We start from the raw sequence: 22707 nt of genomic DNA, 5'->3' as shown, positions 1-22707 counted from the left end.
CCTCCGGCTACCAGCGACGTTCAAACCGACGCCGCAGTATCACGGCCACCGTATTCATGGTTACAAGAAAGATTAGTAGGATGATGATGCCGCCCCAGGCGCGTTCATAAAAGGCCGGGTCGGCACGTTTGGCCCATTCATAGATCTGAGCAGGCATTGCAGAGTTCGGCGACAACAGGCCCTCACCAATGGTTTCAGGCGCGTTGGAAGCGATAAAGCCAACCATACCGATCAACAACAAAGGTGCGGTTTCGCCAAGTGCCTGCGCCAGGCCAATGATGGTCCCGGTCAGGATTCCCGGTGCGGCCAGTGGCAGCACGTGGTGGAATACCGACTGCATCTTGGAGGCACCAACCCCCAATGCGGCATTCCGAATTGAGGGCGGAACCGCCTTGAGAGCCGCACGGGTCGAGATAATGATCGTTGGCAGCGTCATCAGCGTCAGCACCAGGCCACCGACCAGAGGGGCCGACATCGGCAGGTGCATGTAGTTGATAAAGACCGCAAGACCAAGGATGCCGTAGACAATCGACGGCACCGCCGCGAGGTTGGCGATATTCACCTCGATCACATCGGTGATCCAGTTCTTGGGTGCAAACTCTTCCAGATAGATCGAAGCCGCAACGCCAATGGGCAGGGCCAGGGCCAGAACCACCAGCATCATGAACAAAGACCCCATCATCGACACGCCCATGCCGGCCGCTTCAGGGCGTTGATCAGAGGCGTCAGACCCGATGATAAAGTCCAGATTAAAGGTCTTCTCAATCACCCCGGCCGCAATCAGCGCATCCACCAGGTCCAGCTGTGCCGGTGAGATGTTTTTGTCATTGGCAATGCTGTCACGCGACACACGCCCCTTGAGGTAGCCATCAACGCGGCTCTGCGCCAGGAAGCGGAACGCGATGGTTTCGCCAATCTTTTCAGGATTGGCCAGAACAAAGGCCCGCAACTGCGCAACGGCGCTTTTGGACAATAGCCCCGCCAGATGCTTGGCCTTGAGGTCGGTTTCAATACCAAGGCCAGACACCGTTTCTTTCATCGCGGTCTTCAGCAAAGGTGCGTAGCCAAAGGTGGTGACGCGCTTGATGTCTTCGATGTTGCGCTCGCCGTTTTTGTCCAGCTTGCTTTCCAGCAGTTCGACATTCACGGTGATGAAGGTCTGCTGAAAGGCGCCGGTGCCACGGCCCACAATGGTCGTGACCAGTACCAGAAGCATCAAAAGACCCACCGCAATGGCAGCAATGCCATAGGCTTTGAAGCGGCGTTCCGCAGAATTGCGCTTCACAGTGCGGGGGGACAGGGTCAGCAGCGAGGTTTTGGCCGCAGCAGGCTGGTCCGGAGTTGGGCTAAGATCAGTCATTAGTCGTACTGCTCCCGATATTTGCGCACGATGTAGAGCGCCAGGACATTGAGGCCCAGAGTAAGGACAAAGAGAGAAAGCCCGAGGGCAAAGGCCACCAGCGTTTCGGGGCTGGCAAAATCGGTATCACCCGTCAGCTGGCTGACCACACGGGTGGTGATTGTTGTCATTGATTCAAACGGGTTGGCAGAGAACTTTGCAATCGCCCCTGCCCCCATGACCACAATCATCGTCTCGCCAATGGCGCGCGAGGCCGCCAGCAGGATGGCGCCAACGATGCCCGGCAGGGCGGCCGGCAGAACTACCTGGCGCACGGTCTCGGATGAGGTGGCGCCCAGACCCAGCGAGCCATCCCGCAATGATTGGGGGACTGCGTTGATGATGTCGTCAGACAGGGACGAGACAAAGGGGATCAACATGATGCCCATCACCACGCCTGCCGTCAGCACCGAGGTTGCCCCGGTCATCCACTCAAGCCCCAGAAAGCCCTCTTCGCCCTGGCCAAAGAGGTTGAGCAGCAGCGGCCCCACCGTCAGCAGTGCAAAAAGACCATACACAATTGTCGGGATCCCCGCGAGGATCTCCAGCAGTGGCTTGGCAACGGAACGCACCGCAGGGCTGGCGTATTCCGACAGGTAGATCGCTGCAAACAGACCAACGGGCACCGCTACTATCAGGGCAATCGCCGATATATAGAGCGTGCCCCAGAGCAGCGGCAGCATCGACAGCTCACTGTCACCGCGGAAATTCGGCGCCCAGGTGCTGCCAAAGAAGAAATCTGTCCAGGCGTGCAGGCCAAAGAAGTTCACGGTTTCAAACAACATCGACAGAACGATGCCAACCGTGGTCAGGATCGCCAGCGAGGCCGCCAGCACCAAAAGCGCCAGTACACCGCGCTCCACGATGTTGCGTGCGCGAAAGTCTTTGTGGGTGCGGCGTGCGGACAGGCCAAAACCGATCAAGGCCAGAACCAGACAGACCAGCGTCATTGCGGTAGATCCGGTGCTGGAGAGCTTCCGGTAGCTTTGGGCCGCTGCCAGCACTTCGGGGCGCACTTCGGACCCCAGAGCCACGCCAACCGAGCCAAGCAGGGCGCGCACATCCGTGGTACTTGCATCCAGGTCAAGTGCCTCACCCCGGGTCATGACATTCTGATCAACCGCCAGGTCCAGACCTTCAGCCAAGCGACGCACGTCGCTCATCACTAGGCCAATGCTGGTATTTTCCGGGATCAGCTCTTGCGGGATGGTCGCCGACACCCGGTTTTCAATCAGCAGAGGCTGCGCCAGGAGCCAAACCACCAGCGTCAGCAGAGCTGGAATGGCGACACTCATGGCAACATTCGCGCCGTAGTAGATGGGGAGTGAGTGCAGATGGCGCGGATTTCCCTGCGCCGAGGCCAAGGCGCGGCGGCGCCCAAACCAGAAGCCAAGCGCTGTAAGCGCCAGCAAGACAAGGATAAGCCAGAATGTTGGCATCAAAAGCTCCGGTGTGACAGCAGCGGTAAAGTCGAACAGGACCAGGTCCAGAAACAGGATTGGGGCGGATGATCCGCCCCAGCCAGTAGCTATGTGCTGGGGGTTATCAGGAGTTGCCGCCCATGGTGGCTTCGTCTGCAACCGCGTTCTGAGTCTCGCTCAGCTCTGGGTCGGCAACCAGGCCATATTCGGACAGTGGACCATCGGGGCCGGCAACCTCATCAGAGATGAAGAACTCAGCAAATTCCTTCAGGCCAGGGATCACGCCGATGTGAGCTTTCTTCACGTAGAAGAACAAGGGGCGCGAGACAGGGTATTCGCCGGTTGCGATGCTTTCGGTCGAAGGCACGATACCGGACATGGTTGCAACCTGCAGCTTGTCTGTGTTGTTCTCGTAGAAGGCCAGACCAAAGACGCCGATGCCGTCTTTGTTGCTCTCGATGCGGGCCAGGGTCTCGGTGTAGTCGCCGTCGATATCGACAGAAACGCCATCGGTCCGCAGCGCGATACAGGCTTTTTCAGCAGCTTTTTTCTGGGCCTTAGGGGTATCACCTTCCGCGTGGGCCAGCAGGTGTTCAAATGCGCCGGTGGCTTCACAGCCAGCCAGGATCACTTTGTCTTCAAACACTTCACGTGTGCCGTGCTTGGTGCCTGGGATAAAGGCCTGGATGTTTTGGGCTGGGAAGGCAGCGTTTACGTCAGCCCAGGTCTTGTTTGGGTTGGCAACCATCTTGCCGTCAACCAGGATCTCGTTGGACAGGGCCAGGAACCAGTCGGTGGGGGTGTAGGCAAATTCATTGCCGTTGATGTCAGAGGCAAACACGATGCCGTCATAACCGATGCGCACTTCGATGATGTTGGTGACACCAGCTTCGGCGCAGGCCTTGATTTCTTTTTCCTTGATGGCGCGCGAAGCATTGGCAATGTCGATGGTGTTTTCGCCAACACCTTCACAGAAGCGCTTCAGGCCCGCAGAAGAGCCACCGGATTCAACAACGGGTGTTGGGAAGTCGAAGTTTTCGCCAAAGGCTTCGGCAACGATGGAAGCATAGGGCAGAACGGTCGAGGAGCCAGCAACCTGAACCTGGTCACGTGCCGTGGCAGCAGTCGCCGACACAGCGGCAATGGTCAGGGCAGAAGCGGTCAATTTCATAAAGGACATCAGAGTCTCCATGAGGAATTAATATCTGTGACCATCTCGTGATGATCATGCGCCCCTCCTAAGAGGCGGACATGAGGCTTTTGTGACGGCTATGTAACAGGCGTATGACAAAACCAGAACCGGATCATTTTTTGTCACAAAACCCGCCCCTGCCCTTAACTTTTCCGGAAAAAACACACCGTGCAGAGTCATTTGACCTAGCGCAGATCGTGGAAGATCAGAATTTGCAAGGACGTGATTCATATCCTCGGGGCAGTACTGGCCCTGAGCTGTGGGAATGTGACATTGGGGGAACTCGCTGCGGGAAAGAGCGCGCCGTGGTTTATGACAGCGGCAATATCACCGAAAAACACGTTCCGGTGCCAAGCTCGCTCTCCACTTTTAGCCGCCCGCGGTGGCGGTTGACGATATGTTTAACGATGGCCAGTCCCAATCCGGTCCCGCCCATTTCACGGGAGCGATGGCTGTCAGCACGGTAGAACCGCTCTGTCAGGCGCGGCAGGTGTATCGGGTCAATGCCGGGTCCGTTGTCACTCACCTGTACCCGAACGGCAGCACTGCGCAGCGACGGATCCCGCTCAAGCAGCTCAACTGTCATCTCGACCTGGTCGCCGCCGTATTTGATGGCGTTTTCCACCAGGTTGATAAAGACCTGCAACAGCTGATCGGCATCCCCAATGATCATCACCGGATCTTCGGGCGGGGTGAAGTTCAGTGTGACATTGCCGCTCTCGGCAAGCGGTTGCATCGTTTTCAGGGTCGAGGTCAGATGCGCCACCAGATCCATTTCTTCCTTGGGACGAATACGCTCTTTGCTCTCCACGCGATTCAGGGACAACAGATCCCCGACCAGGCGGTTCATCCGGCTGGCTTCGCCCTCCATGATAGACAGAAACCGATCCCGCGCATTTGGATCATCGCGTGCGGCACCGCGCAGGGTTTCGATAAACCCCATCAGGGCCGTCAGTGGCGTGCGCAATTCGTGGCTGACATTGGCGACAAAATCGCGGCGCATCTGATTGGCCTGTTCGCGCTCAGTGACATCCGTGAAGGTTATGAGCACCGCGCCGCCCTCAACCGCACCAATGCCATCAACATAGCGCAAGGACACCTCGTAGGTGGTGTCTTGGGCGCCATCATTGGACAGATGCTTGGCCGAGCGATTGGTGCGATCCTCCAGGCATTTCTCAATGGCGCCGGTGACACTCGGCTGACGCAGGATGGTGGCAAAATGGCGTCCCATGATTTGCCCGCCCAACAGGTCGAGCCCAAGTCTATTGGCGCCAATAAATCGTTCGGTCTGGTCTACCAATACGCTGGGCAGAGGCATCGCCTCAAGGAAACCCGCGATCACCTCTTGTTTCATGCTCTGCTCTCCACTTGTGATTCAGCTCTCCTAACAGGCGAATGTAAACGCCATGTGGCAGCCTAAGCCCGGCCCTTCCTGAGAGAGGGCAGAGCTTCGACTTTAGGAAGCCTGCTCAGACGGGGCGCATCTCGTCGCGGAAACGGCGCATGTTCTCCTGGTAATGCAGCGCGCTGAGCGTGAGGTTTTTGGCCTGCGCCTCGGACACTTCGCGCACCACCTTGCCCGGAGCGCCCATCACCAGCGAGTTATCCGGGATCACCTTGTTTTCGGTGATCAAAGCCCCTGCCCCGATCAGGCAGTTTTTACCGATCTTGGCCCCGTTCAAAACCGTAGCGCCCATGCCGATCAGGCTGTTTTCGCCAATGGTGCAGCCATGCAGCATGACCTTATGGCCAATGGTGCAGTTCTTGCCCACAGTTAGCGGATAGCCAGCATCAATGTGCATGACCACGTTTTCCTGAACATTTGCGCCTTCGCAGATGCGGATCTCTTCGTGATCGGCGCGAATGGTGCAACCAAACCATACAGAGGCGCCGGCCTCGAGCACCACCTTGCCAATCAGATTGGCATCGGGTGCCACCCAGGTGTCGGCGTCGAGCTGTGGCTGGTCGTTTCCAAGAGCATAAAGGGTCATGACATTTCCTCAAATTCGCTTTGCAGCAGGCGCACATGGTCTGTCAGCTGTGGCTGCTGGATGCGGCGCAGACGGGTCGAGGTGATGATGGTTTTCAGGGCCTCTTCGGTGGTATCCAGGTCATCATTGATCAAGACATGATCATAGCTGCCCCAGTGGCTGATCTCATCCCAGCTTTTCTCCATCCGCCGCTTGATGGTCTCGGCATCGTCCTGACCCCGGCTTTCCAACCGGCGGCGCAGCTCGGTGATCGAGGGCGGCAGCAGAAAGATAGAGAGTGTGTGCTGACCAAGTTCCGAATTGCGGATCTGTTGGGCGCCCTGCCAGTCGATGTCAAACAGCACATCTTTGCCGTCCTCGATGGCGTCGCGTACCGGACCTTTGGGAGAGCCGTAGAAATTGCCAAAGACATGTGCATGTTCCAGCATATCGTTTTCGGTCACAGCGGATTTGAAATCATCCACCGATACAAAATGGTAGTCCTGCCCGTTGACCTCGCCGGGGCGCGGATTACGGGTGGTCGCCGAGACGGAAAAGGAAATACTGTCATCCCAGCTGCGCAAGCGCTTTGCCAGGGTGGATTTGCCCGCACCGGAGGGCGAGGACAGGATGATCAAAAGGCCGCGGCGGTCTGCCATCAGGTCTTCTCCTTTGGAGTTATTCTATATTTTGCACTTGTTCGCGCATCTGGTCGATCACTGCTTTCAACTCTAGACCCACCGAGGTCAAGTCACTGTTGAGCGCTTTGGAACAGAGCGTATTGGCCTCGCGGTTGAATTCCTGCATCAGGAAATCAAACTTGCGCCCCACCGCATCACCCGTGGCGAGCAGATCTTCGGCAGCAGAGACATGGGCCCCAAGCCTGTCGATTTCCTCAGTAACATCTGATTTCACCGCCAGCATGGCCAGCTCCTGTGCCACCCGACTGGCATCTGCTCCGTCTGAATTCTCTAGCACCCGGGCCAGATTGACCCTCAGAGTCTCGGCCACCAAAGGTTTGCGTGCCTCGGCGCGCTCCGCCGCCAGTTTGGTCAGGCGCGCGACTTCGGAGAGCTGATACCGCAAGACCTGGTCCAGCGCCGCCCCTTCGGCTTCACGCATTTGAACGAATTTAGCCAAAAGGCTTTCGAATTCCTTTTTCAAAGCCGCAACTAAGGGCGCCGGATCATCCTCTGTTGCGGAGGTTTCCAAAACGCCGCGAATAGAGAGCAGGTCAGCGCCGGACGTAACCGAGAGATCAACACCGGCGGATTGCGCCAGTGCCTCGGCCTCTGCCAGGGCTGTGAGCACCGAATTCAGCAAAGGTTTGTTCAGGGTGAGGGTTCCCGCACTGTCTTCTCCGCGACTGATCCTGAGTCCCAGAGAGACATTGCCCCGCGCCAGCTTGTTGCCCAGGACCTTACGCAGATGAACTTCCAGCCCATCCAGCCAGTCCGGCACCCGAAGGCGCAGATCCAGACCCTTGGCATTGACCGAACGCATTTCCCAGCTCCAACTATGGGCCCCAAGACTCCCCTGTCCCGAGGCAAAGCCCGTCATGCTTCGAATTTTCATCTGCTTGTCCTTATCCAGCCACAGGGCAGCAAAACCGGGCTCCAAACTGTACCGTCGGATGTAACGACAGCCGTGGTCGGAATTGGTGCTCAGCCCTAGGCGTTAACCATTGCTTTAAGTTTTAGTCCAAATTTGAATAATATTATGGCATGTTAACTGCAAGGTAACCATCTAAACGGTACGAATAAGGCAGTCGACAGATTGTGTTGCGTACTTGATGGCAAATGGACCGGACAACGTAAGGAATAGCACATGTTTTTTGGCGGCAGCAAAAACTCTAGCCAGGATAAGGGGCACAACAAGGTGGTTCCCATGACGAATTTCCGTAACGCCGTTTCGGTTTCCCCCATGCGTCAAGCCGAGGCCTATTGGACTGCTCTGCGCCGCGGCGATGACATTCCCAACCGTTCCCAGATTGACCCGCGCGGGCTGGAGAACATTCTGTCGCAGACATTCATTCTGGAGCGTGTAGCCCCAGGGATCGCCCGTTTCCGTCTGGCCGGCCAGAAGGTCAATGAGATGGCAGGTATGGAAGTCCGTGGCATGCCAATCACCGCCTTCTTTACCCCTGACGCACGCAAACAGATGAGCGCGGCGCTGGAACATATGTTTGAAGCGCCAGCCATCGTTGAAATTGAGATGCAGACCGAAGGCTCCCGCCTGCGTGGCCGCCGTGAAGCCCGCATGTTGTTGCTGCCGCTGCGCAGCGATCTGGGCGATGTAAGCCGTGCGCTTGGTGTGTTTGTCTCCGAAGGCAACCCAACCAATACATCGCAACGTTTTGCTATCTCCTCGATCGAAATGCGCGCTGTTGCCAAAAGCACCGATGATACCGAGTTTAAGTCAAAATCGCGCAGCTCTGAGGATGTGAATACGCCGAACCCCGAGTTCGAAGAATTGCAATCCCGTCTCGCTCCCGAGACCTCTATTCTGCAGGAAGCCCGTGATCTGGCGGATCGCAAATTGCCCAAACCAGCGCGAGACACTTCCCGTGCGGATGCCAAGAGCAAGTCTAAGCGGTCTCATCTGCGCCTGGTTTCCAGCCGTGATGACACGCCCGTTTCCTAAAGTTTTAGCCTATTTCTAGTCTATTTGGTCATAGCCTAGTAATGATCGCCCCGCGGAAGAATTCCCGGGGCGTTTCCCTTTTCTACGGACCGGTTAAAGTTCAAGAACTCAACCAACAAACTGACCAAAAAAGAGAAACCGCCCCAGAATACTGGAGCGGACATTGTTTTTGAATAGCGAAGCAATAACGCGTCAGCTGGCTTCAGCGCTGCGCGCCTGACGTTTGTTGCGCAGGTCCGACAATTCTTCGGCAACCAGGAAGGCCAGTTCCAAGGATTGGCTGGCATTGAGACGCGGATCACAGGCCGTGTGGTAGCGATCGCTCAAGTTTTCATCCGTAACAGCGCGCACGCCACCAGTGCATTCGGTGACATCCTGGCCGGTCATTTCAAAATGGACGCCCCCAGGAATGGTGCCTTCGGCAGTATGAACCGCAAAGAAGTCCTGCACTTCGCGCAATACGCTCTCGAAAGGCCGGGTTTTGTAACCGGTGGAGGATTTGATGGTATTGCCATGCATCGGATCACAGACCCAAGTCACCTTGGCGCCTTCTTCCTCAACAGCCTTAACCAGGCGCGGCAGATGTTCTGCCACCTTGCCGGCCCCAAAGCGGGCGATCAATGTCAGACGGCCCTCTTCATTCTCGGGGTTCAGGCGTTCCATCAGGACCTTCAGGTCATCAGCTGTGGTGGTGGGGCCACATTTCATGCCAATGGGGTTCAACACACCACGGCAGAATTCCACATGGGCCCCATCGGGCTGACGGGTGCGGTCACCGATCCAAAGCATATGGCCGGACCCAGCCAGCCAATTACCAGAGGTCGAATCCAGACGGGTCAGCGCCTCTTCATATTCCAACAGCAACCCTTCGTGGCTGGTGTAAAATTCAACCGTTTGCAGCGCATGGGAGGCGTCATTGTTGACGCCTGCGGCCTTCATGAAGTCGAGCGTATCAGTGATCCGGTTCGCCATCTCGCGGTATGTCTGGGCTTTTTCACCTTCGGTAAAGCCGAGGGTCCAGGCGTGTACCTGGTTCACATCGGCGTAACCACCCGTGGAAAAGGCGCGCAACAGGTTCAGGGTTGCAGCCGCCTGAGTATAGGCCTGCAACATCCGTTTGGGGTCAGGAATGCGGGAGCCAGCAGTGAAACCCAGATCGTTGATGATATCACCGCGGTAGCTGGGCAGCTCCACCCCATCCAGGGTTTCTGTTGGCGCGCTGCGTGGCTTGGCAAATTGACCCGCCATACGTCCGACTTTGACCACAGGAACTTTAGCGCCATAGGTCAGAACCATGGCCATCTGCAACATAACCTTAAAGGTATCCCGGATCGCATCGGCGCTGAACTGTTCAAAGCTTTCGGCACAGTCGCCGCCTTGCAACAAAAAGGCCTCGCCGCGGCCAGCCGCTGCAAGATGTTGCTTCAGACGTCGCGCCTCGCCGGCAAAGACCAGTGGCGGATAGTTTGAAAGCTGCGCTTCAACGGCCCCGAGGGCCGCGGCGTCGGTATAGTCGGGCATCTGTACGCGGGGTTTGCTGCGCCAGGTTTCTTTTTGCCACTCACTCATAGCTTTTCTCCGCTTAAGAGGTCTTAATAATAGAACGGAAGCCACCTATACAAAAACGCACTCGTACTGACCAGATTAGATTTGCCCCTCTTGACCCCAGCTCAAACCTATGAGCACGGTTTTCTAGTCTCACGCGGGGCTGACTTAACGTAAGTCTCTCCCGGTGCATTCAAATATTGCCAAGGATGTGCCCAATGCAAACCCACAAGAAACCAATCGCCCCCCCCAAAGAAACCGGCCCCACCAAAAGATATGTATTTGTTTTGATGGAAAGATTCTCGATGCTTTCCTTTGCGTCGGCCGTTGAATGTCTGCGTATTGCAAATCGTATGGCAGGCAGAGACGCCTATACCTGGACCCTGTTGGGCGAGAATGGCGAAAACGTGACCTGCTCTGCCGGTACGACCTTTGCGGTGGACGGCGATTTGGGTGAATTGCAGCGCGATGACACGATTTTGGTCTGTGCCGGGGTTAATGTTCAGGGGGCGACAAGCAAAAAGCTTCTCGCATGGCTGCGTCGTGAGGCCCGCAAAGGCGTCATGATTGGGGGGTTGTGCACGGCATCCTATGTTTTGGCAAAGGCCGGATTGTTGGACGGAAAACGGGCCACGATTCACTGGGAAAATATCGACAGCTTTGCCGAAGAGTTTGAGGAAGTAACCCTCACGAAGTCAGTTTTTGTTATTGATAACAATCGACTGTCTACGGCTGGAGGCACCTCTTCAATTGATTTGATGTTGAAACTGCTTGCCAATGATCACGGTGAGGATCTTGCCAATTCCGTCGCCGATCAACTTATCTATTCCTCCATCCGTACCGATCAGGACACACAGCGACTGTCGATACCGACTCGCATTGGGGTACGGCACCCAAAACTGTCGATGGTGATCCAAATGATGGAAGCCAATATCGAAGAGCCCATCAGCCCGTCAGTCCTGGCGCAGGATGTTGGCATGTCGACACGGCAGCTGGAACGACTGTTCCGGCGCTACCTGAACCGAAGCCCCAAACGCTACTACATGGAACTGCGGCTGCAAAAAGCACGTAACCTGCTGATGCAGACAGATATGAGCGTGATCAATGTGGCGCTGGCCTGCGGATTTGCCTCGCCCTCTCATTTTTCCAAGTGTTATCGTTCACACTATGACACCACGCCCTACCGTGAACGCGGCAGTAAATCTGAATCCCAGTGATTCTCTTCCTTGCTGAATGGGCCGATTCTTTTCGCTGCACTGCTTGAATTGGCCCAATCCCCTCAGATGCATGTCACGACCTGATTTTAGTCCCAATAGTTTGCACTTCACATGCCTCCCAAGGCACGATGTTTTTCCAAATGATCAAATTTTAGGCAAAATTGATTGTCTCTCAACAGCTTGCCCAGAGGCCTTACCCCGGGTGTGTACCAGAGAAGTTGATCCTCCCCCTCTGAGTTTTGAGTCCAGGTCTCTGTCTTACTGCGACAAAATGGACTCAGAGTTCTTCCCCTCGGGCACCGAACCCTGTAGAGCATCCGCCTCATCAGGCCAGCAAATTGATGCCGGTCCAAAAAGTAGAGCAAGTGTCATCGGGAGGATGTCGCTGGCCAAGGGGACTTTTCTTTTTTGAGCGCCTTGCCTAGGGTTCCTTATGAACAGAACTTGTTCCAATAAACTGGGAGAAATATGATGAAAAAACTTATGATGGCCACTGCGGCCCTCGCGCTGACTGCTGGCACCGCTTATGCGGGTGGCCATGCCAAGGAAGTGAAACTCGGCGTATTGTTTGGCTTTACCGGCCCAATTGAATCGCTGGCACCTGCCATGGCATCCGGCGCCGAGCTGGCGATGGAAGAAGTCACCAAGTCCGGCATGCTGCTGGACAGCGCCACCGTGACCCCAATTCGTGCCGACACCGGCTGCATCGACAACGGTCTGGCTGTTGCCAACGGTGAAAAACTGATCGCCGAAGGCGTTAACGGCATTGTTGGTGGTGACTGCTCCGGTGTGACCGGCGCCATCCTGCAGAACGTTGCTATTCCAAACGGCATGGTAATGATCTCACCCTCCGCAACCTCGCCTGGTCTGTCCTCCATGGAAGACAACGGGTTGTTCTTCCGCACCTCGCCGTCCGACGCGCGTGAAGGTCAGGTCATGGCAGAAATCCTGCAGGAGCATGACGTTAAGTCGATCGCTCTGACCTATACCAACAACGACTTTGGTAAAGGTCTGGCAGACGCAATCCAGACCTCTTTTGAAGCCCTGGGTGGTGAAGTGACCATCGTTGCGGCGCATGAAGATGGCAAAGGCGACTACTCTGCTGAGGTTGCTTCCCTGGCCTCCGCTGGTGGCGACATTCTGGTTGTTGCAGGCTACCTTGATCAGGGTGGTCTGGGTATCATTCAGTCCTCGCTCGACTCCGGTGCGTTTGACACCTTTGGTCTGCCTGGCGGCATGATCGGTGACAGTCTGCCCAAAAACGTTGGCCCTGACCTGGACGGCTCTTACGGCCAAATCGCCGGTTCCGACAGCGAAGGCGCTGCCATCTTTGCAGAGCAGGCCAAAGCGCTCGGCTTTGACGGCACCTCGGCCTATGCGTCCGAGTCCTATGACGCGGCGGCCCTGATCATGCTGGCGATGCAGGCGGCAAATTCGACCGATCCTGCTGAGTATGGCGCCAAGATCATGGATGTTGCCAACGCCCCCGGTGAAGTGATCAACCCAGGCGAGCTGGGCAAGGCACTGGAACTGATCGCGGCTGGCAAGGACGTTGATTTCCAGGGCGCCACCGGCGTTGAGCTGATTGGCCCCGGTGAGAGCGCTGGCTCCTACCGTGAAATCCTGGTCAAAGACGGCATGAACACCACTGTAAAGTTCCGCTGATCTCTCTTGCAGGATCAAAATGTCAAAGAGCAGCCCGGGATTTTCCCGGGCTGTTCCAAATTTAGAAAGCCGCAAAATAGTGGCAGGGGATACATGATATGATCGTCGTCGAGGACTTGCATAAGCACTTCGGCGGGTTCCACGCGGTTGACGGCGCCTCGCTCGAAATCGCCAAGGGGTCCATAACCGGTTTGATCGGGCCAAATGGCGCCGGAAAAACCACTCTTTTCAACGTGATAGCAGGTGTATTAGAGCCCACCTCCGGTCGGGTGACCATGGATGGCGAAGACATCACTGGCCTGCCACCGCATGAGCTGTTTCACAAGGGATTGCTGCGCACCTTCCAGATTGCGCATGAGTTTTCCTCGATGACCTGCCGCGAGAACCTGATGATGGTGCCGGGCGCGCAATCGGGTGAAAGCCTGTGGAACACCTGGTTTGGCCGTAAACGCATTGCCGATGAAGAGCGCGCGCTGCGGGCCAAGGCCGATGAGGTGCTGGAGTTTCTCACCATCAGCCATATCGCCGATCTGCGGGCCGGCGAGGTCTCTGGCGGACAGAAAAAACTGCTGGAACTGGGGCGCACCATGATGGTGGATGCCAAGATCGTCTTTCTGGACGAGGTTGGCGCCGGGGTGAACCGCACCCTGCTTTATACCATTGCCGATGCCATCAAGCGTCTGAATGAAGAACGTGGCTATACCTTTGTGGTGATCGAGCACGACATGGAATTCATCGGCCGACTTTGTGATCCGGTGATCTGCATGGCCGAAGGCAAAAAGCTGGCCGAAGGTACCCTGGGTGAGATCAAAGCCAATGAGCAGGTGATCGAGGCCTATCTGGGGACTGGCTTGAAAAACAAAGACAAGCTGGAGAAGGCCTGATGGCAGCATCTGTGAATTGGGGCTCTGCCCCCGCCGCTGCGCGGCTCCCCCGGAATATTTGTGGAAAGATGATGCAGGGAGGCGCGCATGTCTGAACCCTTTTTGATTGGTGACGGCATGACCGGAGGATACGGCAAGGGGCCGGATATTCTGCATGACTGTACCATCGCCGTGAACCCTGGCGAGATTGCCGTGATTGTGGGCCCTAACGGGGCCGGGAAATCCACCGCGATGAAGGCGGTTTTTGGCATGTTGAATGTGCGCTCGGGCGCGGTGCGGTTGGGGGGTGAAGATATCACCAAGCTGAGCCCACAGGACCGGGTGATCAAGGGCATGGGATTTGTGCCCCAGACCAGCAATATTTTCACCTCGATGACGGTGGAAGAGAACCTGGAGATGGGCGCGTTTATTCGCACCGATGATATCTCAGGTACCATGGAGCAGGTCTATGATCTGTTCCCAATCCTGCGCGACAAGCGCAGCCAGCCGGCGGGTGAGCTCTCTGGTGGTCAACGTCAGCAGGTGGCTGTGGGCCGCGCGCTGATGACCCAGCCCAAGGTCTTGATGCTGGATGAGCCCACGGCGGGTGTGTCGCCCATCGTGATGGATGAGCTGTTTGACCGCATCATCGAGGTGGCCCGCACTGGTCTGCCAATCCTGATGGTGGAACAGAACGCAAAGCAAGCGCTTGAGATCGCAGACAAAGGCTATGTTTTGGTGCAGGGGCGCAATGCCTATACCGGCACCGGACAAGAGCTCTTGGCTGATCCCGAAGTCCGCAAATCTTTCCTGGGGGGCTGACCGATGGATTTTCTTAATGCCATTGTGGCGCTTACCAATTTTGTGATGATTCCCGCCGTGGCCTATGGCAGCCAGCTGGCGCTCGGCGCCCTTGGGGTGACGCTGATCTATAGCATCCTGCGATTTTCCAATTTTGCCCATGGTGACACCATGGCCTTTGGCACCATGATGACCATTCTGTTCACCTGGTTGTTCCAATCCTGGGGCATTGGGTTTGGCGTGTTGCCAACAGCCCTGCTGGCCCTGCCCTTTGGCATTCTGGCGACGATGGCGCTGGTGCTGGTAACCGATCGCACCGTCTATCGGTTCTATCGCGATCAGAAGGCCAAGCCTGTTGTCTTTGTCATGGTGTCACTGGGTGTGATGTTCATGATGAACGGGCTGGTCCGCTTTATCATCGGGCCTGGCGATCAGCGTTTTGCTGATGGTGAACGATTCATCATCAAGGCACGCGCTTTCAAGGAAATGACGGGCCTGCGCGAAGGTCTGGCGATCAAGACCACTCAGGGCATCACCGTGGTGACGGCCATTGTGGTGGTGGCGCTGCTGTTCTGGTTCCTCAACCGGACCCGCACCGGAAAATCCATGCGCGCCTATTCCGACAATGAGGATCTGGCACTGCTGTCTGGCATCAACCCGGAACGCGTGGTGATGTACACTTGGCTGATCGTGGCGACACTGGCCACCATCGCGGGGGTGCTCTACGGGCTCGACAAGAGCTTCAAGCCCTTCACCTATTTCCAGCTGCTGCTGCCGATCTTTGCCTCCGCCATCGTCGGTGGGTTGGGCAGCCCGCAGGGCGCCATCGCGGGCGGCTTCATCATCGCCTTTTCCGAGGTCACCATAACCTATGCCTGGAAGAAGGTTCTGCGGTATTTGATGCCGGACAATCTCGACCCGGATGGGTTGGTGCAACTGATGAGCACCGACTATAAATTCGCGGTTTCTTTTGCGATCCTGATCATCGTCCTCCTGTTCAAGCCGACAGGGCTCTTCAAGGGGAAATCGGTATGACTGACACCATGAAACACAGCTTGATGTTTGCCGCCGTAGCGCTGCTGATCCTGCTCGAAGGCCTTACCGACTGGAGCTTTTTCTCGGGTTCCTGGAACTCGTCGCTGGTGATCCTCAACATGGGGCTGATCTCTGCCATCATGGCGCTGGGGGTCAATCTGCAATGGGGTTTTGCCGGGTTGTTCAATGTGGGCATCATGGGCTTCACCGCACTTGGCGGCCTGGCTGTTGTCCTGACCGCCACACCGCCCACCCCGGGCGCCTGGAGCGCAGGTGGGCCGGGCGTTCTGATGGCAATGGTCATGGGAGCGCTGACAGTGATCTCTGCCGTTGCGGTGACCCGGGTCCTTCCCAAAGGTCGCCTGCGCAGCCTTCTGGTTCTGGCCATTCTTGTGGTTGGCTTCCTGATCTACCGCGCTCTGTTTGACCCTTCGATTGAAGCAATCGAGGAGATATCTCCGGCGATTTCAGGCAATCTCGGCGGTCTTGGCTGGCCGGTGATCCTGTCCTGGCCTGTTGGCGGCTTACTGGCAGCGGGCACGGCCTGGTTGATCGGAAAAACTGCGCTGGGGCTGCGGTCGGATTATCTGGCGATTGCCACCCTGGGCATTGCCGAGATTATCATCGCCATCCTCAAGAACGAAGACTGGCTGTCGCGCGGCGTGAAGAACGTCGTCGGCCTGCCCCGTCCCGTCCCCTATGAGGTCGATCTGCAAAACGACCCGGCCTATGTCGAGTGGTTTGCCAGCCTGGGAATGGATCCGGTTCTGGGCTCTACGCTCTACGTCAAGCTGGGCTATGCAATGCTGTTTTCGATCGTCTTGATCGCGCTTCTCTGGATGGCACAGATGGCCCTCAAAAGCCCCTGGGGGAGGATGATGCGTGCCATTCGCGATAACGAGGTCGCGGCTCGGGCGATGGGCAAAAACGTCACCAAGCGCCATTTGCAGATCTTTGTACTTGGTTCCGCCATCTGCGGCATTGCCGGCGCCATGATGACCACCCTGGATGGGCAATTGACACCGGGGACCTATAATCCGCTGCGCTTTACCTTCCTGATCTGGGTGATGGTCATTGTCGGAGGTTCGGGCAACAACTTCGGCTCGGTACTCGGCGGTTTCCTGATCTGGTTCCTCTGGATCAAGGTTGAACCCATGAGTCTCGAGCTCATCACCTTGCTGACCTCCGGCCTCGAGGAAGGCAGCTTCCTGCGCGGACATCTGATGGAGAATGCGGCTCATATGCGTCTCTTCACCATGGGATTGATCCTGCTCCTTGTGCTGCGCTTCAGCCCCCGTGGCTTGATCCCGGAAAAGTAATCAAAAAAAGGCCGCTCACGGATTTGAGCGCCCCTTCACACCTGGCCTCCATTTCATTTGGCCAAAAATATCCCCGCCGAAGGCGGAACCCATAGGGGGCTGGCAAACGCCAGCCCCCTATTCTGTTAACGCCCTTTGAACAAACCGCCCAGGATACCACGCACCAGACGCCGACCCGTGGTGCCTTTCAATTCTTTGATCACAGCTTCCGACATGGCAGAGGCAAAAGTGTCCTTGGGCCTATGCCTGCGCGATGATGAGCGCGGAATGCGGGAGCCGGAGAAACGCCGCGCGGCATTGAATTCCCGTGCCATGGGCTCCGGTGCCTCTTCCGCCTTGGTCTCGGCAGCCTCCGCTTCCTCCGCCGCCTTACTGGTGCGCGCCAGCAAGATCTCATAGGCGGAGTGGCGATCAATGGGTTTGTCGTATTTCCCTGCCATATCAGATGACCGGAGCATTTCGGCGCGTTCCGCTTTGTTCAGCGGCCCCAACTGGCTGCTGGGTGGCCGGATTAAGGTGCGCTCGACAATGCCCGGCACGCCTTTCTTTTGCAGCATCGAAGTCACCGCTTCGCCAACCCCGACCTCTCGAATGGCATCCTCGGTCGAAAAGCGCGGGTTTTCGCGGTAGGTCTCCGCCGCCAGCTTCAGGTTCTTGCGATCGCGTGCGGTAAAGGCGCGCAGCGCATGCTGGATGCGATTGCCCAGCTGGCCCAGAATATCCTCCGGTACGTCACCAGGGTTTTGGGTAATGAAATAGATGCCAACCCCTTTTGAGCGGATCAGCCGCGCCACCTGTTCCACCTTGTCGACCAACGCCTTGGGGGCATCTTCAAACAAGAGATGCGCCTCATCAAAAAAGAACACCAATCGGGGTTTTTCCGGATCGCCCACTTCGGGCAGTTCTTCAAATAGCTCGCTCAACAGCCAGAGCAGAAAGGTTGCATAGAGCTTGGGCGCTGCCATCAGCTTATCGGAGGCCAGAATATTGATCATGCCCCGCCCTTCGCGGTCCTGACGCATCAGATCCTCAAGCGCCAGGGCCGGCTCGCCAAAGAGATCAGCTCCGCCTTGGTTTTCCAACACTAAAAGGCGGCGCTGGATCGCCCCTACTGAGGCCGGAGAGACATTTCCGTAGCGCAGTGACAGCGCGCCCCTATTTTCACCGATCCAGACCAGCAACGCCTGCAGGTCTTTGAGGTCCAGCAGGGGCAAGGCCTGTTCATCCGCAAGTCGAAAGGCGATGTTCAGGATCCCTTCCTGGGCCTCGCTCAACTCCAGCAATTGTGCCAGCAATAAAGGCCCCATCTCTGCGACGGTAGTACGGACCGGGTGGCCCTGCTGGCCGAACAAGTCCCAAAACGTGACCGGGCAGCTGTGATAGTGATACGAGTCAAAGCCGATTGTCTCTGCCCGTCCAGTAAAGGCATCATGCAACTTATGGGAAGGCGTTCCGGGCTTAGCCAACCCCGAAAGATCACCTTTGACATCGGCCAGGATCACCGGAACCCCAGCCTGGGAAAAGCTTTCGGCCAGGATCTGCAGGGTTACTGTCTTCCCCGTTCCCGTGGCCCCGGCTATCAACCCGTGGCGATTGGCATATTTGAAGCTCATCTCCTGCGGTTCGCCGTAACCTTCACCGCCACCACCAATAAAAATCTTGTCCGTCATGGTCTTCCTTTGCCTGCCATTAGATGCCCTCAAAAGCTCAGTAGAAACCACCGCCAGGAATCGCGTCGATGGCGCAGCTGGCAAGCCCTGTCCCTTGAAAACAGAATATTAACTTTTATATGCGATCAATGTCATGCCCGTCCTCTCTAATCGAGATCGCGACGGGCATTTCCTCCCTGTCAGACTGGCCGTGCCGCAGGCACGGCCCTTTTTTTGGCTTAACATCTCTGCCTATTTTTTCCGCATTTTCACATCCCCGCACAGCATTGGTAGGGTGAAAGTCAAAAATCGAAACGATTCCAGGGCAAACAAAGCCAGAAATCCGGGTAAAGCAGCAGAGTGATACATTTTTTTACTATTGCATGTTGACCCAGGCACAGGGCTTTCGTAACGTCCTCCTAATAACTAAGTCGGCCAGTCCGACGGGGAGAACGAAACAAAAAAGGAAGCCGGAGAGCTTCCTTTTTTGCTTTGGTTCCAAACGTTTCACTTGTTATTCAACTTGCAGTCAATTCCTTGCCTATTCTTCAGCGGCTGCGGGATTGAGACCTGACACTCCTGCTTCAACATGGTAAAGCCTTTGCAAACGACCTGAGAATAATGAGGCATTCATGATCAAGTCCCTTACGCCGATGACCCTGGCCGCGCTGATGGCGGTGACAAGCGCTTTGTCAGCCCAGGAAAGCGGCACAGCTGCTACCGAAACCTCCGAACCGGTGGCCGAAGCCAGCGAATCAACAGCCGATCAGATGTTGGATCTCGGCCAGCCCGTCGATGCTGGCACCCCACAGCTGGGTGATCGCTACGCCAAAGAGACCCATGGCGATTGGGATCTGGCCTGCATAAAAACCGACACCGAAACCGATCCCTGCTCGTTGCTGCAAATTCTGACGGATCCTAATGGTAACCCAATGGCCGAGGTTTCGCTGTTTCGGATTGATCAACCCGGTGGACAGGCTGTTGCCGGTGCCACCATTATTGTGCCGCTGGAAACGCTGCTGCCCGCTGCCTTGACCATCTCGGTCGATGGCGCCCCCGGCAAACGCTACAACTATTCCTTTTGCAACCCTCTTGGCTGCGTCGCTCAGATTGGTTTGACACAGGCAGACATTGATACCTTTAAGGCCGGCGGCGAAGCCACTCTGTCGCTGCGACCTGCGCCTGCGCCAGATCAGCTGGTTGAGATGAAGATGTCACTCAAGGGCTTTACTGCCGGTTACAATATTGTCGACGTAGTGAAACAGTAACCTGACCAGAACATGTTGAAACCACCGCTGGTCCCGGATCTGCGGTGGATTTTTGTTATCAGTACTTCCGCGTGATTTAGATCCGCCCCAGGGCCAGTACAGCGTTCAAACCGCCGAAGGCAAAGGCATTGGACAGCGCCACATCCACCCGGGCTTCACGGGCCTCATTTGGCACCACATCCAGGGCGCATTCCGGATCGGGCTCTTCATAGCCAATGGTCGGCGCAATCACCCCGTCTTTGAGCGCCATGATGCAAGCCAAAAGCTCAACCGCTCCGGTGCCGCCAATCAGATGCCCATGCATGGATTTGGTCGAGGACATCATCAGATTGTCAGCATGGGGACCAAAGACATCGGCCACCGCGGCGCATTCGGTTTTGTCATTGGCCACTGTGCCCGTGCCATGGGCATTGATGTAGCCAACACGGCCCCGGTCAACGCCTGCATCCTGCAATGCACCTGAAATGGCGCGCGCCGCCCCCTGTTTGCTGGGCATGACAATATCCGAAGCATCCGAGGACATGGCAAAGCCCAGAACTTCGCACAGAATATTCGCCCCACGCGCCTGGGCGTGATCATAGTCCTCAAAGACAAAAATCCCTGCTCCCTCGCCCTGGACCATGCCATTGCGATTGGCGCTAAAGGGGCGACATGCCTCTTTTGACATGACCCGCAGCCCTTCCCAGGCCTTGACCCCCCCAAAGCACAGCATCGATTCAGATCCACCGGTGATCATCACCGGGCTCATGCCGGAGCGCACCATCTGAAAGGCCTGGGCCATGGCATGATTGGACGAGGCACAGGCGGTCGATACGGTAAAGCTGGGGCCTTTGAGGTTGAACTCCATCGAGACATGGCTGGCAGCTGCATTGTTCATCAGCTTGGGCACCACAAAGGGATGCACCCGGTTTTTGCCGTCTTCATAAACGGAGCGGTAATTGTCGTCCCAGGTGGAAACCCCGCCCCCGGCGGTACCCAGAACCACGCCCGATTTTGCGGATAGCTCCCCGTGGAATTCCAACCCCGATTGCTCAATTGCTTCCTTAGCGGCCGTCAGCGTGAACTGGGTGAACCGATCATAAAGGCTCATCTGTTGACGATTGAAGCGCCCCTCGGCCTCGAAACCGCGCACCTGACCACCAATCCGAATGGACAGGCGCTCTACGTCGCGAAACTCCAGCTCGCCGATGCCGCAGCGCCCTTCCCGCATGGCTTCAAAGGTGGCAGCAACCGAATGCCCCAGAGCATTGATTGTCCCCGCTCCGGTAATGACAACGCGCTTCATGTGTTTTTCCCCAGGGATTCAGACGCTGATATCACGCGCTCTGTGACACTAATTTGTCAATCCCGGCTATGATGGAGGCAACGTTCGAAATGTCGAAATCGCTGTCCTCTGGGGTGTTGGAGTTGAAGGGAATTGAGATATCAAATTCCTCTTCAATGGCAAAAATGCACTCCACCAACCCCATGCTGTCGATCCCGAGATCTTCCAAGGTGCTGGTAAGGGTTACATCCGATGGTTCAAGCAGCGCCTGTTCGGCGACAATTGCAATGACCTTGTCCTGAGTGCTCATTCTGGCCCCCTGATCTGTGATGTCGCGAAAGATGTAGCGGGTGAAACCCTATTTGAAAACAGCCTTTTTCAGGTTTTCTATGTCCTGCATCAGCCGTGGCAAACGTCGCTGCGCTTTGTAGATCTCGGTATGGGTCTCCATCTTCACCGCAGGGTAGCCCATAACCACCCGCCCGGCAGGCACATTGGAGATGATCTTGGTCGCCCCGCCGGCAATCACGCCGTCGCCGATAAAGATATTGTCGGCAGCACCACATTGACCACCCAAAACAACATTGTCGCCCACCTCAACCGATCCCGACAGGCCACATTGACCGCAGATCAGACAATCACGGCCAATACGGGTGTTATGCCCCACATGCACCTGATTATCCAACTTGCTGCCGGATCCGATCTCAGTGTCGCGGATGGTGCCATTATCGATGGTGCAATTGGCGCCAATCTCCACATCGTCCCCGATCGAAACCGCGCCCAGCGAGTGAATGCGCAGCCAGCTTTGCGATCTGGCATCGCCTTGATCGCCAACGGTCTTGCGCACGTTTTCCACGCCGGAGACTTCCGGAGTCACATAGGAAAACCCATCGCTGCCGACCCGAGCACCGGGCTGGGCGCGAAACCGGGCACCGATGCGGGCCCGCGCACCGATCGAGACCATCTCGCGCAGCTGCGCCTCCGCGCCGATCTCTACCTCAGCGCCAATATAGCAATGTGGCCCAATCACCGAACCCGCACCAATTTTTGCGCCGGCGGCAATGATGCTCAAAGGTCCAACCGAGACGCCCTCTGCGAGTACCGCTGTGGGATCAATAACGGCAGAAGGGTGAATGCCAGTGCCAAAGCCCTGCCCCTTATCCATCAGAACAGAAACACCACCCAAAGCCATGCGCGGGCGGGCGGCAAACAATGCGGCCTTCAGACCCAAGGCCTGCCAATCGGCCCCTTCCCACAGCAGGGCCACTTGAGCCGCCCCCTGGGAAAGACCTTCGGCATATTTGGCAGAAGTAGCCATGGCCAGATCCTGCGGTCCGGCATCCTGTGGCTCTGCCGCACGGACGATCACCAGGTCCAGGTCACCCTGCGCGTCAACACCAATGGCCTCTGCGATTTCGCGAACTGTGTACATATCTAGGGGCCCTTTCCGGCTCAA

Annotated in this window: 20 protein-coding genes; 8 read left to right on the top strand and 12 right to left on the bottom strand. The window is 56.7% G+C overall.

Annotation, left to right across the window (positions count from 1 at the left end; translation table 11 throughout):
* Positions 1-7: 7 nt before the first annotated feature.
* The 7 genes from pstA to ED661_RS09890 form a co-directional block, all read right to left on the bottom strand.
* On the bottom strand, positions 8-1360 hold the full coding sequence (gene pstA, locus ED661_RS09920; protein WP_122073741.1) for a phosphate ABC transporter permease PstA: 1353 nt from the start codon (positions 1358-1360) through the stop codon (positions 8-10).
* On the bottom strand, positions 1360-2838 hold the full coding sequence (gene pstC / locus ED661_RS09915; protein WP_122073740.1) for a phosphate ABC transporter permease subunit PstC: 1479 nt from the start codon (positions 2836-2838) through the stop codon (positions 1360-1362). The genes pstA and pstC overlap by 1 nt, the downstream gene beginning before the upstream one ends.
* A gap of 106 nt (positions 2839-2944) precedes the next feature.
* Entirely contained in the window at positions 2945-4000 is a 1056-nt protein-coding gene (locus ED661_RS09910; RefSeq protein ID WP_122073739.1) for a substrate-binding domain-containing protein, read from the bottom strand.
* Between the two features lie 322 nt (positions 4001-4322).
* Positions 4323-5366 (bottom strand): cell wall metabolism sensor histidine kinase WalK, encoded by a 1044-nt coding sequence (locus ED661_RS09905; RefSeq protein ID WP_122073738.1) that lies wholly within the window; start codon positions 5364-5366, stop codon positions 4323-4325.
* Positions 5367-5481: 115 nt separating this feature from the next.
* Complete coding sequence (locus ED661_RS09900) at positions 5482-6003, bottom strand: gamma carbonic anhydrase family protein (protein WP_122073737.1); 522 nt, start codon at positions 6001-6003, stop codon at positions 5482-5484.
* Entirely contained in the window at positions 6000-6641 is a 642-nt protein-coding gene (gmk, locus tag ED661_RS09895; protein WP_122073736.1) for a guanylate kinase, read from the bottom strand. Before gmk ends, ED661_RS09900 begins: the two co-directional genes overlap by 4 nt.
* A gap of 19 nt (positions 6642-6660) precedes the next feature.
* Positions 6661-7557, bottom strand: a complete 897-nt coding sequence (locus ED661_RS09890) for a YicC/YloC family endoribonuclease (protein ID WP_122074096.1) — start codon at positions 7555-7557, stop codon at positions 6661-6663.
* Positions 7558-7809: 252 nt separating this feature from the next.
* Between ED661_RS09890 and ED661_RS09885 the strand changes: the two genes are divergently transcribed.
* Positions 7810-8625 (top strand): PAS domain-containing protein, encoded by an 816-nt coding sequence (locus ED661_RS09885; RefSeq protein ID WP_122073735.1) that lies wholly within the window; start codon positions 7810-7812, stop codon positions 8623-8625.
* Positions 8626-8817: 192 nt separating this feature from the next.
* Here the strand turns inward: ED661_RS09885 and ED661_RS09880 are convergent, their stop codons facing one another.
* Entirely contained in the window at positions 8818-10194 is a 1377-nt protein-coding gene (locus ED661_RS09880) for a class II 3-deoxy-7-phosphoheptulonate synthase (protein ID WP_122073734.1), read from the bottom strand.
* A gap of 194 nt (positions 10195-10388) precedes the next feature.
* Here ED661_RS09880 and ED661_RS09875 point away from each other — a divergent pair, with 194 nt between their 5' ends.
* The 6 genes from ED661_RS09875 to ED661_RS09850 all read left to right on the top strand — a co-directional run bounded on the left by ED661_RS09875 (position 10389) and on the right by ED661_RS09850 (position 17070).
* Positions 10389-11387, top strand: a complete 999-nt coding sequence (locus ED661_RS09875) for a GlxA family transcriptional regulator (RefSeq protein WP_122073733.1) — start codon at positions 10389-10391, stop codon at positions 11385-11387.
* Positions 11388-11858: 471 nt separating this feature from the next.
* Positions 11859-13052: an ABC transporter substrate-binding protein gene (locus tag ED661_RS09870; protein WP_122073732.1), complete on the top strand. Its 1194-nt coding sequence runs from the start codon at positions 11859-11861 to the stop codon at positions 13050-13052.
* 98 nt (positions 13053-13150) lie between these two features.
* The gene (locus ED661_RS09865; protein ID WP_054462751.1) at positions 13151-13936 is read left to right on the top strand and encodes an ABC transporter ATP-binding protein; all 786 of its coding nucleotides are present in this window, start codon (positions 13151-13153) and stop codon (positions 13934-13936) included.
* Between the two features lie 87 nt (positions 13937-14023).
* On the top strand, positions 14024-14737 hold the full coding sequence (locus ED661_RS09860; RefSeq protein ID WP_122073731.1) for an ABC transporter ATP-binding protein: 714 nt from the start codon (positions 14024-14026) through the stop codon (positions 14735-14737).
* Between the two features lie 3 nt (positions 14738-14740).
* Positions 14741-15751: a branched-chain amino acid ABC transporter permease gene (locus ED661_RS09855; protein ID WP_122073730.1), complete on the top strand. Its 1011-nt coding sequence runs from the start codon at positions 14741-14743 to the stop codon at positions 15749-15751.
* Positions 15748-17070 carry a branched-chain amino acid ABC transporter permease gene (locus ED661_RS09850; RefSeq protein WP_122073729.1) on the top strand — a complete coding sequence of 441 codons (1323 nt, stop codon included), beginning with the start codon at positions 15748-15750 and terminating at the stop codon, positions 17068-17070. The genes ED661_RS09855 and ED661_RS09850 overlap by 4 nt, the downstream gene beginning before the upstream one ends.
* 125 nt (positions 17071-17195) lie before the next feature.
* On the opposite strand, the gene ED661_RS09845 is transcribed toward ED661_RS09850, so the two are convergent.
* The gene (locus ED661_RS09845) at positions 17196-18740 is read right to left on the bottom strand and encodes a helicase HerA-like domain-containing protein (RefSeq protein WP_122073728.1); all 1545 of its coding nucleotides are present in this window, start codon (positions 18738-18740) and stop codon (positions 17196-17198) included.
* 611 nt (positions 18741-19351) lie between these two features.
* Between ED661_RS09845 and ED661_RS09840 the strand changes: the two genes are divergently transcribed.
* Positions 19352-19987: an invasion associated locus B family protein gene (locus ED661_RS09840; protein ID WP_122073727.1), complete on the top strand. Its 636-nt coding sequence runs from the start codon at positions 19352-19354 to the stop codon at positions 19985-19987.
* 76 nt (positions 19988-20063) lie between these two features.
* Here the strand turns inward: ED661_RS09840 and ED661_RS09835 are convergent, their stop codons facing one another.
* The 3 genes from ED661_RS09835 to lpxD are packed head-to-tail and all read right to left on the bottom strand — an operon-like array spanning position 20064 to position 22683.
* Positions 20064-21272, bottom strand: a complete 1209-nt coding sequence (locus ED661_RS09835; protein ID WP_122073726.1) for a beta-ketoacyl synthase — start codon at positions 21270-21272, stop codon at positions 20064-20066.
* Between the two features lie 31 nt (positions 21273-21303).
* Entirely contained in the window at positions 21304-21561 is a 258-nt protein-coding gene (locus ED661_RS09830; RefSeq protein ID WP_122073725.1) for an acyl carrier protein, read from the bottom strand.
* Between the two features lie 48 nt (positions 21562-21609).
* Entirely contained in the window at positions 21610-22683 is a 1074-nt protein-coding gene (gene lpxD / locus ED661_RS09825; RefSeq protein ID WP_122073724.1) for a UDP-3-O-(3-hydroxymyristoyl)glucosamine N-acyltransferase, read from the bottom strand.
* Positions 22684-22707: the final 24 nt, after the last annotated feature.

The organism is Pseudophaeobacter sp. EL27 (assembly GCF_900313025.1).
Lineage (GTDB): Bacteria > Pseudomonadota > Alphaproteobacteria > Rhodobacterales > Rhodobacteraceae > Pseudophaeobacter.
The sequence above is the reverse complement of the archived record's forward strand: the minus strand, read 5'-3'. Positions and strand labels throughout refer to the sequence as shown.

What these genes read in the sequence shown, in the direction of transcription:
- pstA (WP_122073741.1), bottom strand. Translation starts at nt 1,360, where the DNA reads ATGACTGATCTTAGCCCAACTCCGGACCAGCCTGCTGCGGCCAAAACC.
- pstC (WP_122073740.1), bottom strand. Translation starts at nt 2,838, where the DNA reads ATGCCAACATTCTGGCTTATCCTTGTCTTGCTGGCGCTTACAGCGCTT.
- ED661_RS09910 (WP_122073739.1), bottom strand. Translation starts at nt 4,000, where the DNA reads ATGTCCTTTATGAAATTGACCGCTTCTGCCCTGACCATTGCCGCTGTG.
- ED661_RS09905 (WP_122073738.1), bottom strand. Translation starts at nt 5,366, where the DNA reads ATGAAACAAGAGGTGATCGCGGGTTTCCTTGAGGCGATGCCTCTGCCC.
- ED661_RS09900 (WP_122073737.1), bottom strand. Translation starts at nt 6,003, where the DNA reads ATGACCCTTTATGCTCTTGGAAACGACCAGCCACAGCTCGACGCCGAC.
- gmk (WP_122073736.1), bottom strand. Translation starts at nt 6,641, where the DNA reads ATGGCAGACCGCCGCGGCCTTTTGATCATCCTGTCCTCGCCCTCCGGT.
- ED661_RS09890 (WP_122074096.1), bottom strand. Translation starts at nt 7,557, where the DNA reads ATGAAAATTCGAAGCATGACGGGCTTTGCCTCGGGACAGGGGAGTCTT.
- ED661_RS09885 (WP_122073735.1), top strand. Translation starts at nt 7,810, where the DNA reads ATGTTTTTTGGCGGCAGCAAAAACTCTAGCCAGGATAAGGGGCACAAC.
- ED661_RS09880 (WP_122073734.1), bottom strand. Translation starts at nt 10,194, where the DNA reads ATGAGTGAGTGGCAAAAAGAAACCTGGCGCAGCAAACCCCGCGTACAG.
- ED661_RS09875 (WP_122073733.1), top strand. Translation starts at nt 10,389, where the DNA reads ATGCAAACCCACAAGAAACCAATCGCCCCCCCCAAAGAAACCGGCCCC.
- ED661_RS09870 (WP_122073732.1), top strand. Translation starts at nt 11,859, where the DNA reads ATGAAAAAACTTATGATGGCCACTGCGGCCCTCGCGCTGACTGCTGGC.
- ED661_RS09865 (WP_054462751.1), top strand. Translation starts at nt 13,151, where the DNA reads ATGATCGTCGTCGAGGACTTGCATAAGCACTTCGGCGGGTTCCACGCG.
- ED661_RS09860 (WP_122073731.1), top strand. Translation starts at nt 14,024, where the DNA reads ATGTCTGAACCCTTTTTGATTGGTGACGGCATGACCGGAGGATACGGC.
- ED661_RS09855 (WP_122073730.1), top strand. Translation starts at nt 14,741, where the DNA reads ATGGATTTTCTTAATGCCATTGTGGCGCTTACCAATTTTGTGATGATT.
- ED661_RS09850 (WP_122073729.1), top strand. Translation starts at nt 15,748, where the DNA reads ATGACTGACACCATGAAACACAGCTTGATGTTTGCCGCCGTAGCGCTG.
- ED661_RS09845 (WP_122073728.1), bottom strand. Translation starts at nt 18,740, where the DNA reads ATGACGGACAAGATTTTTATTGGTGGTGGCGGTGAAGGTTACGGCGAA.
- ED661_RS09840 (WP_122073727.1), top strand. Translation starts at nt 19,352, where the DNA reads ATGATCAAGTCCCTTACGCCGATGACCCTGGCCGCGCTGATGGCGGTG.
- ED661_RS09835 (WP_122073726.1), bottom strand. Translation starts at nt 21,272, where the DNA reads ATGAAGCGCGTTGTCATTACCGGAGCGGGGACAATCAATGCTCTGGGG.
- ED661_RS09830 (WP_122073725.1), bottom strand. Translation starts at nt 21,561, where the DNA reads ATGAGCACTCAGGACAAGGTCATTGCAATTGTCGCCGAACAGGCGCTG.
- lpxD (WP_122073724.1), bottom strand. Translation starts at nt 22,683, where the DNA reads ATGTACACAGTTCGCGAAATCGCAGAGGCCATTGGTGTTGACGCGCAG.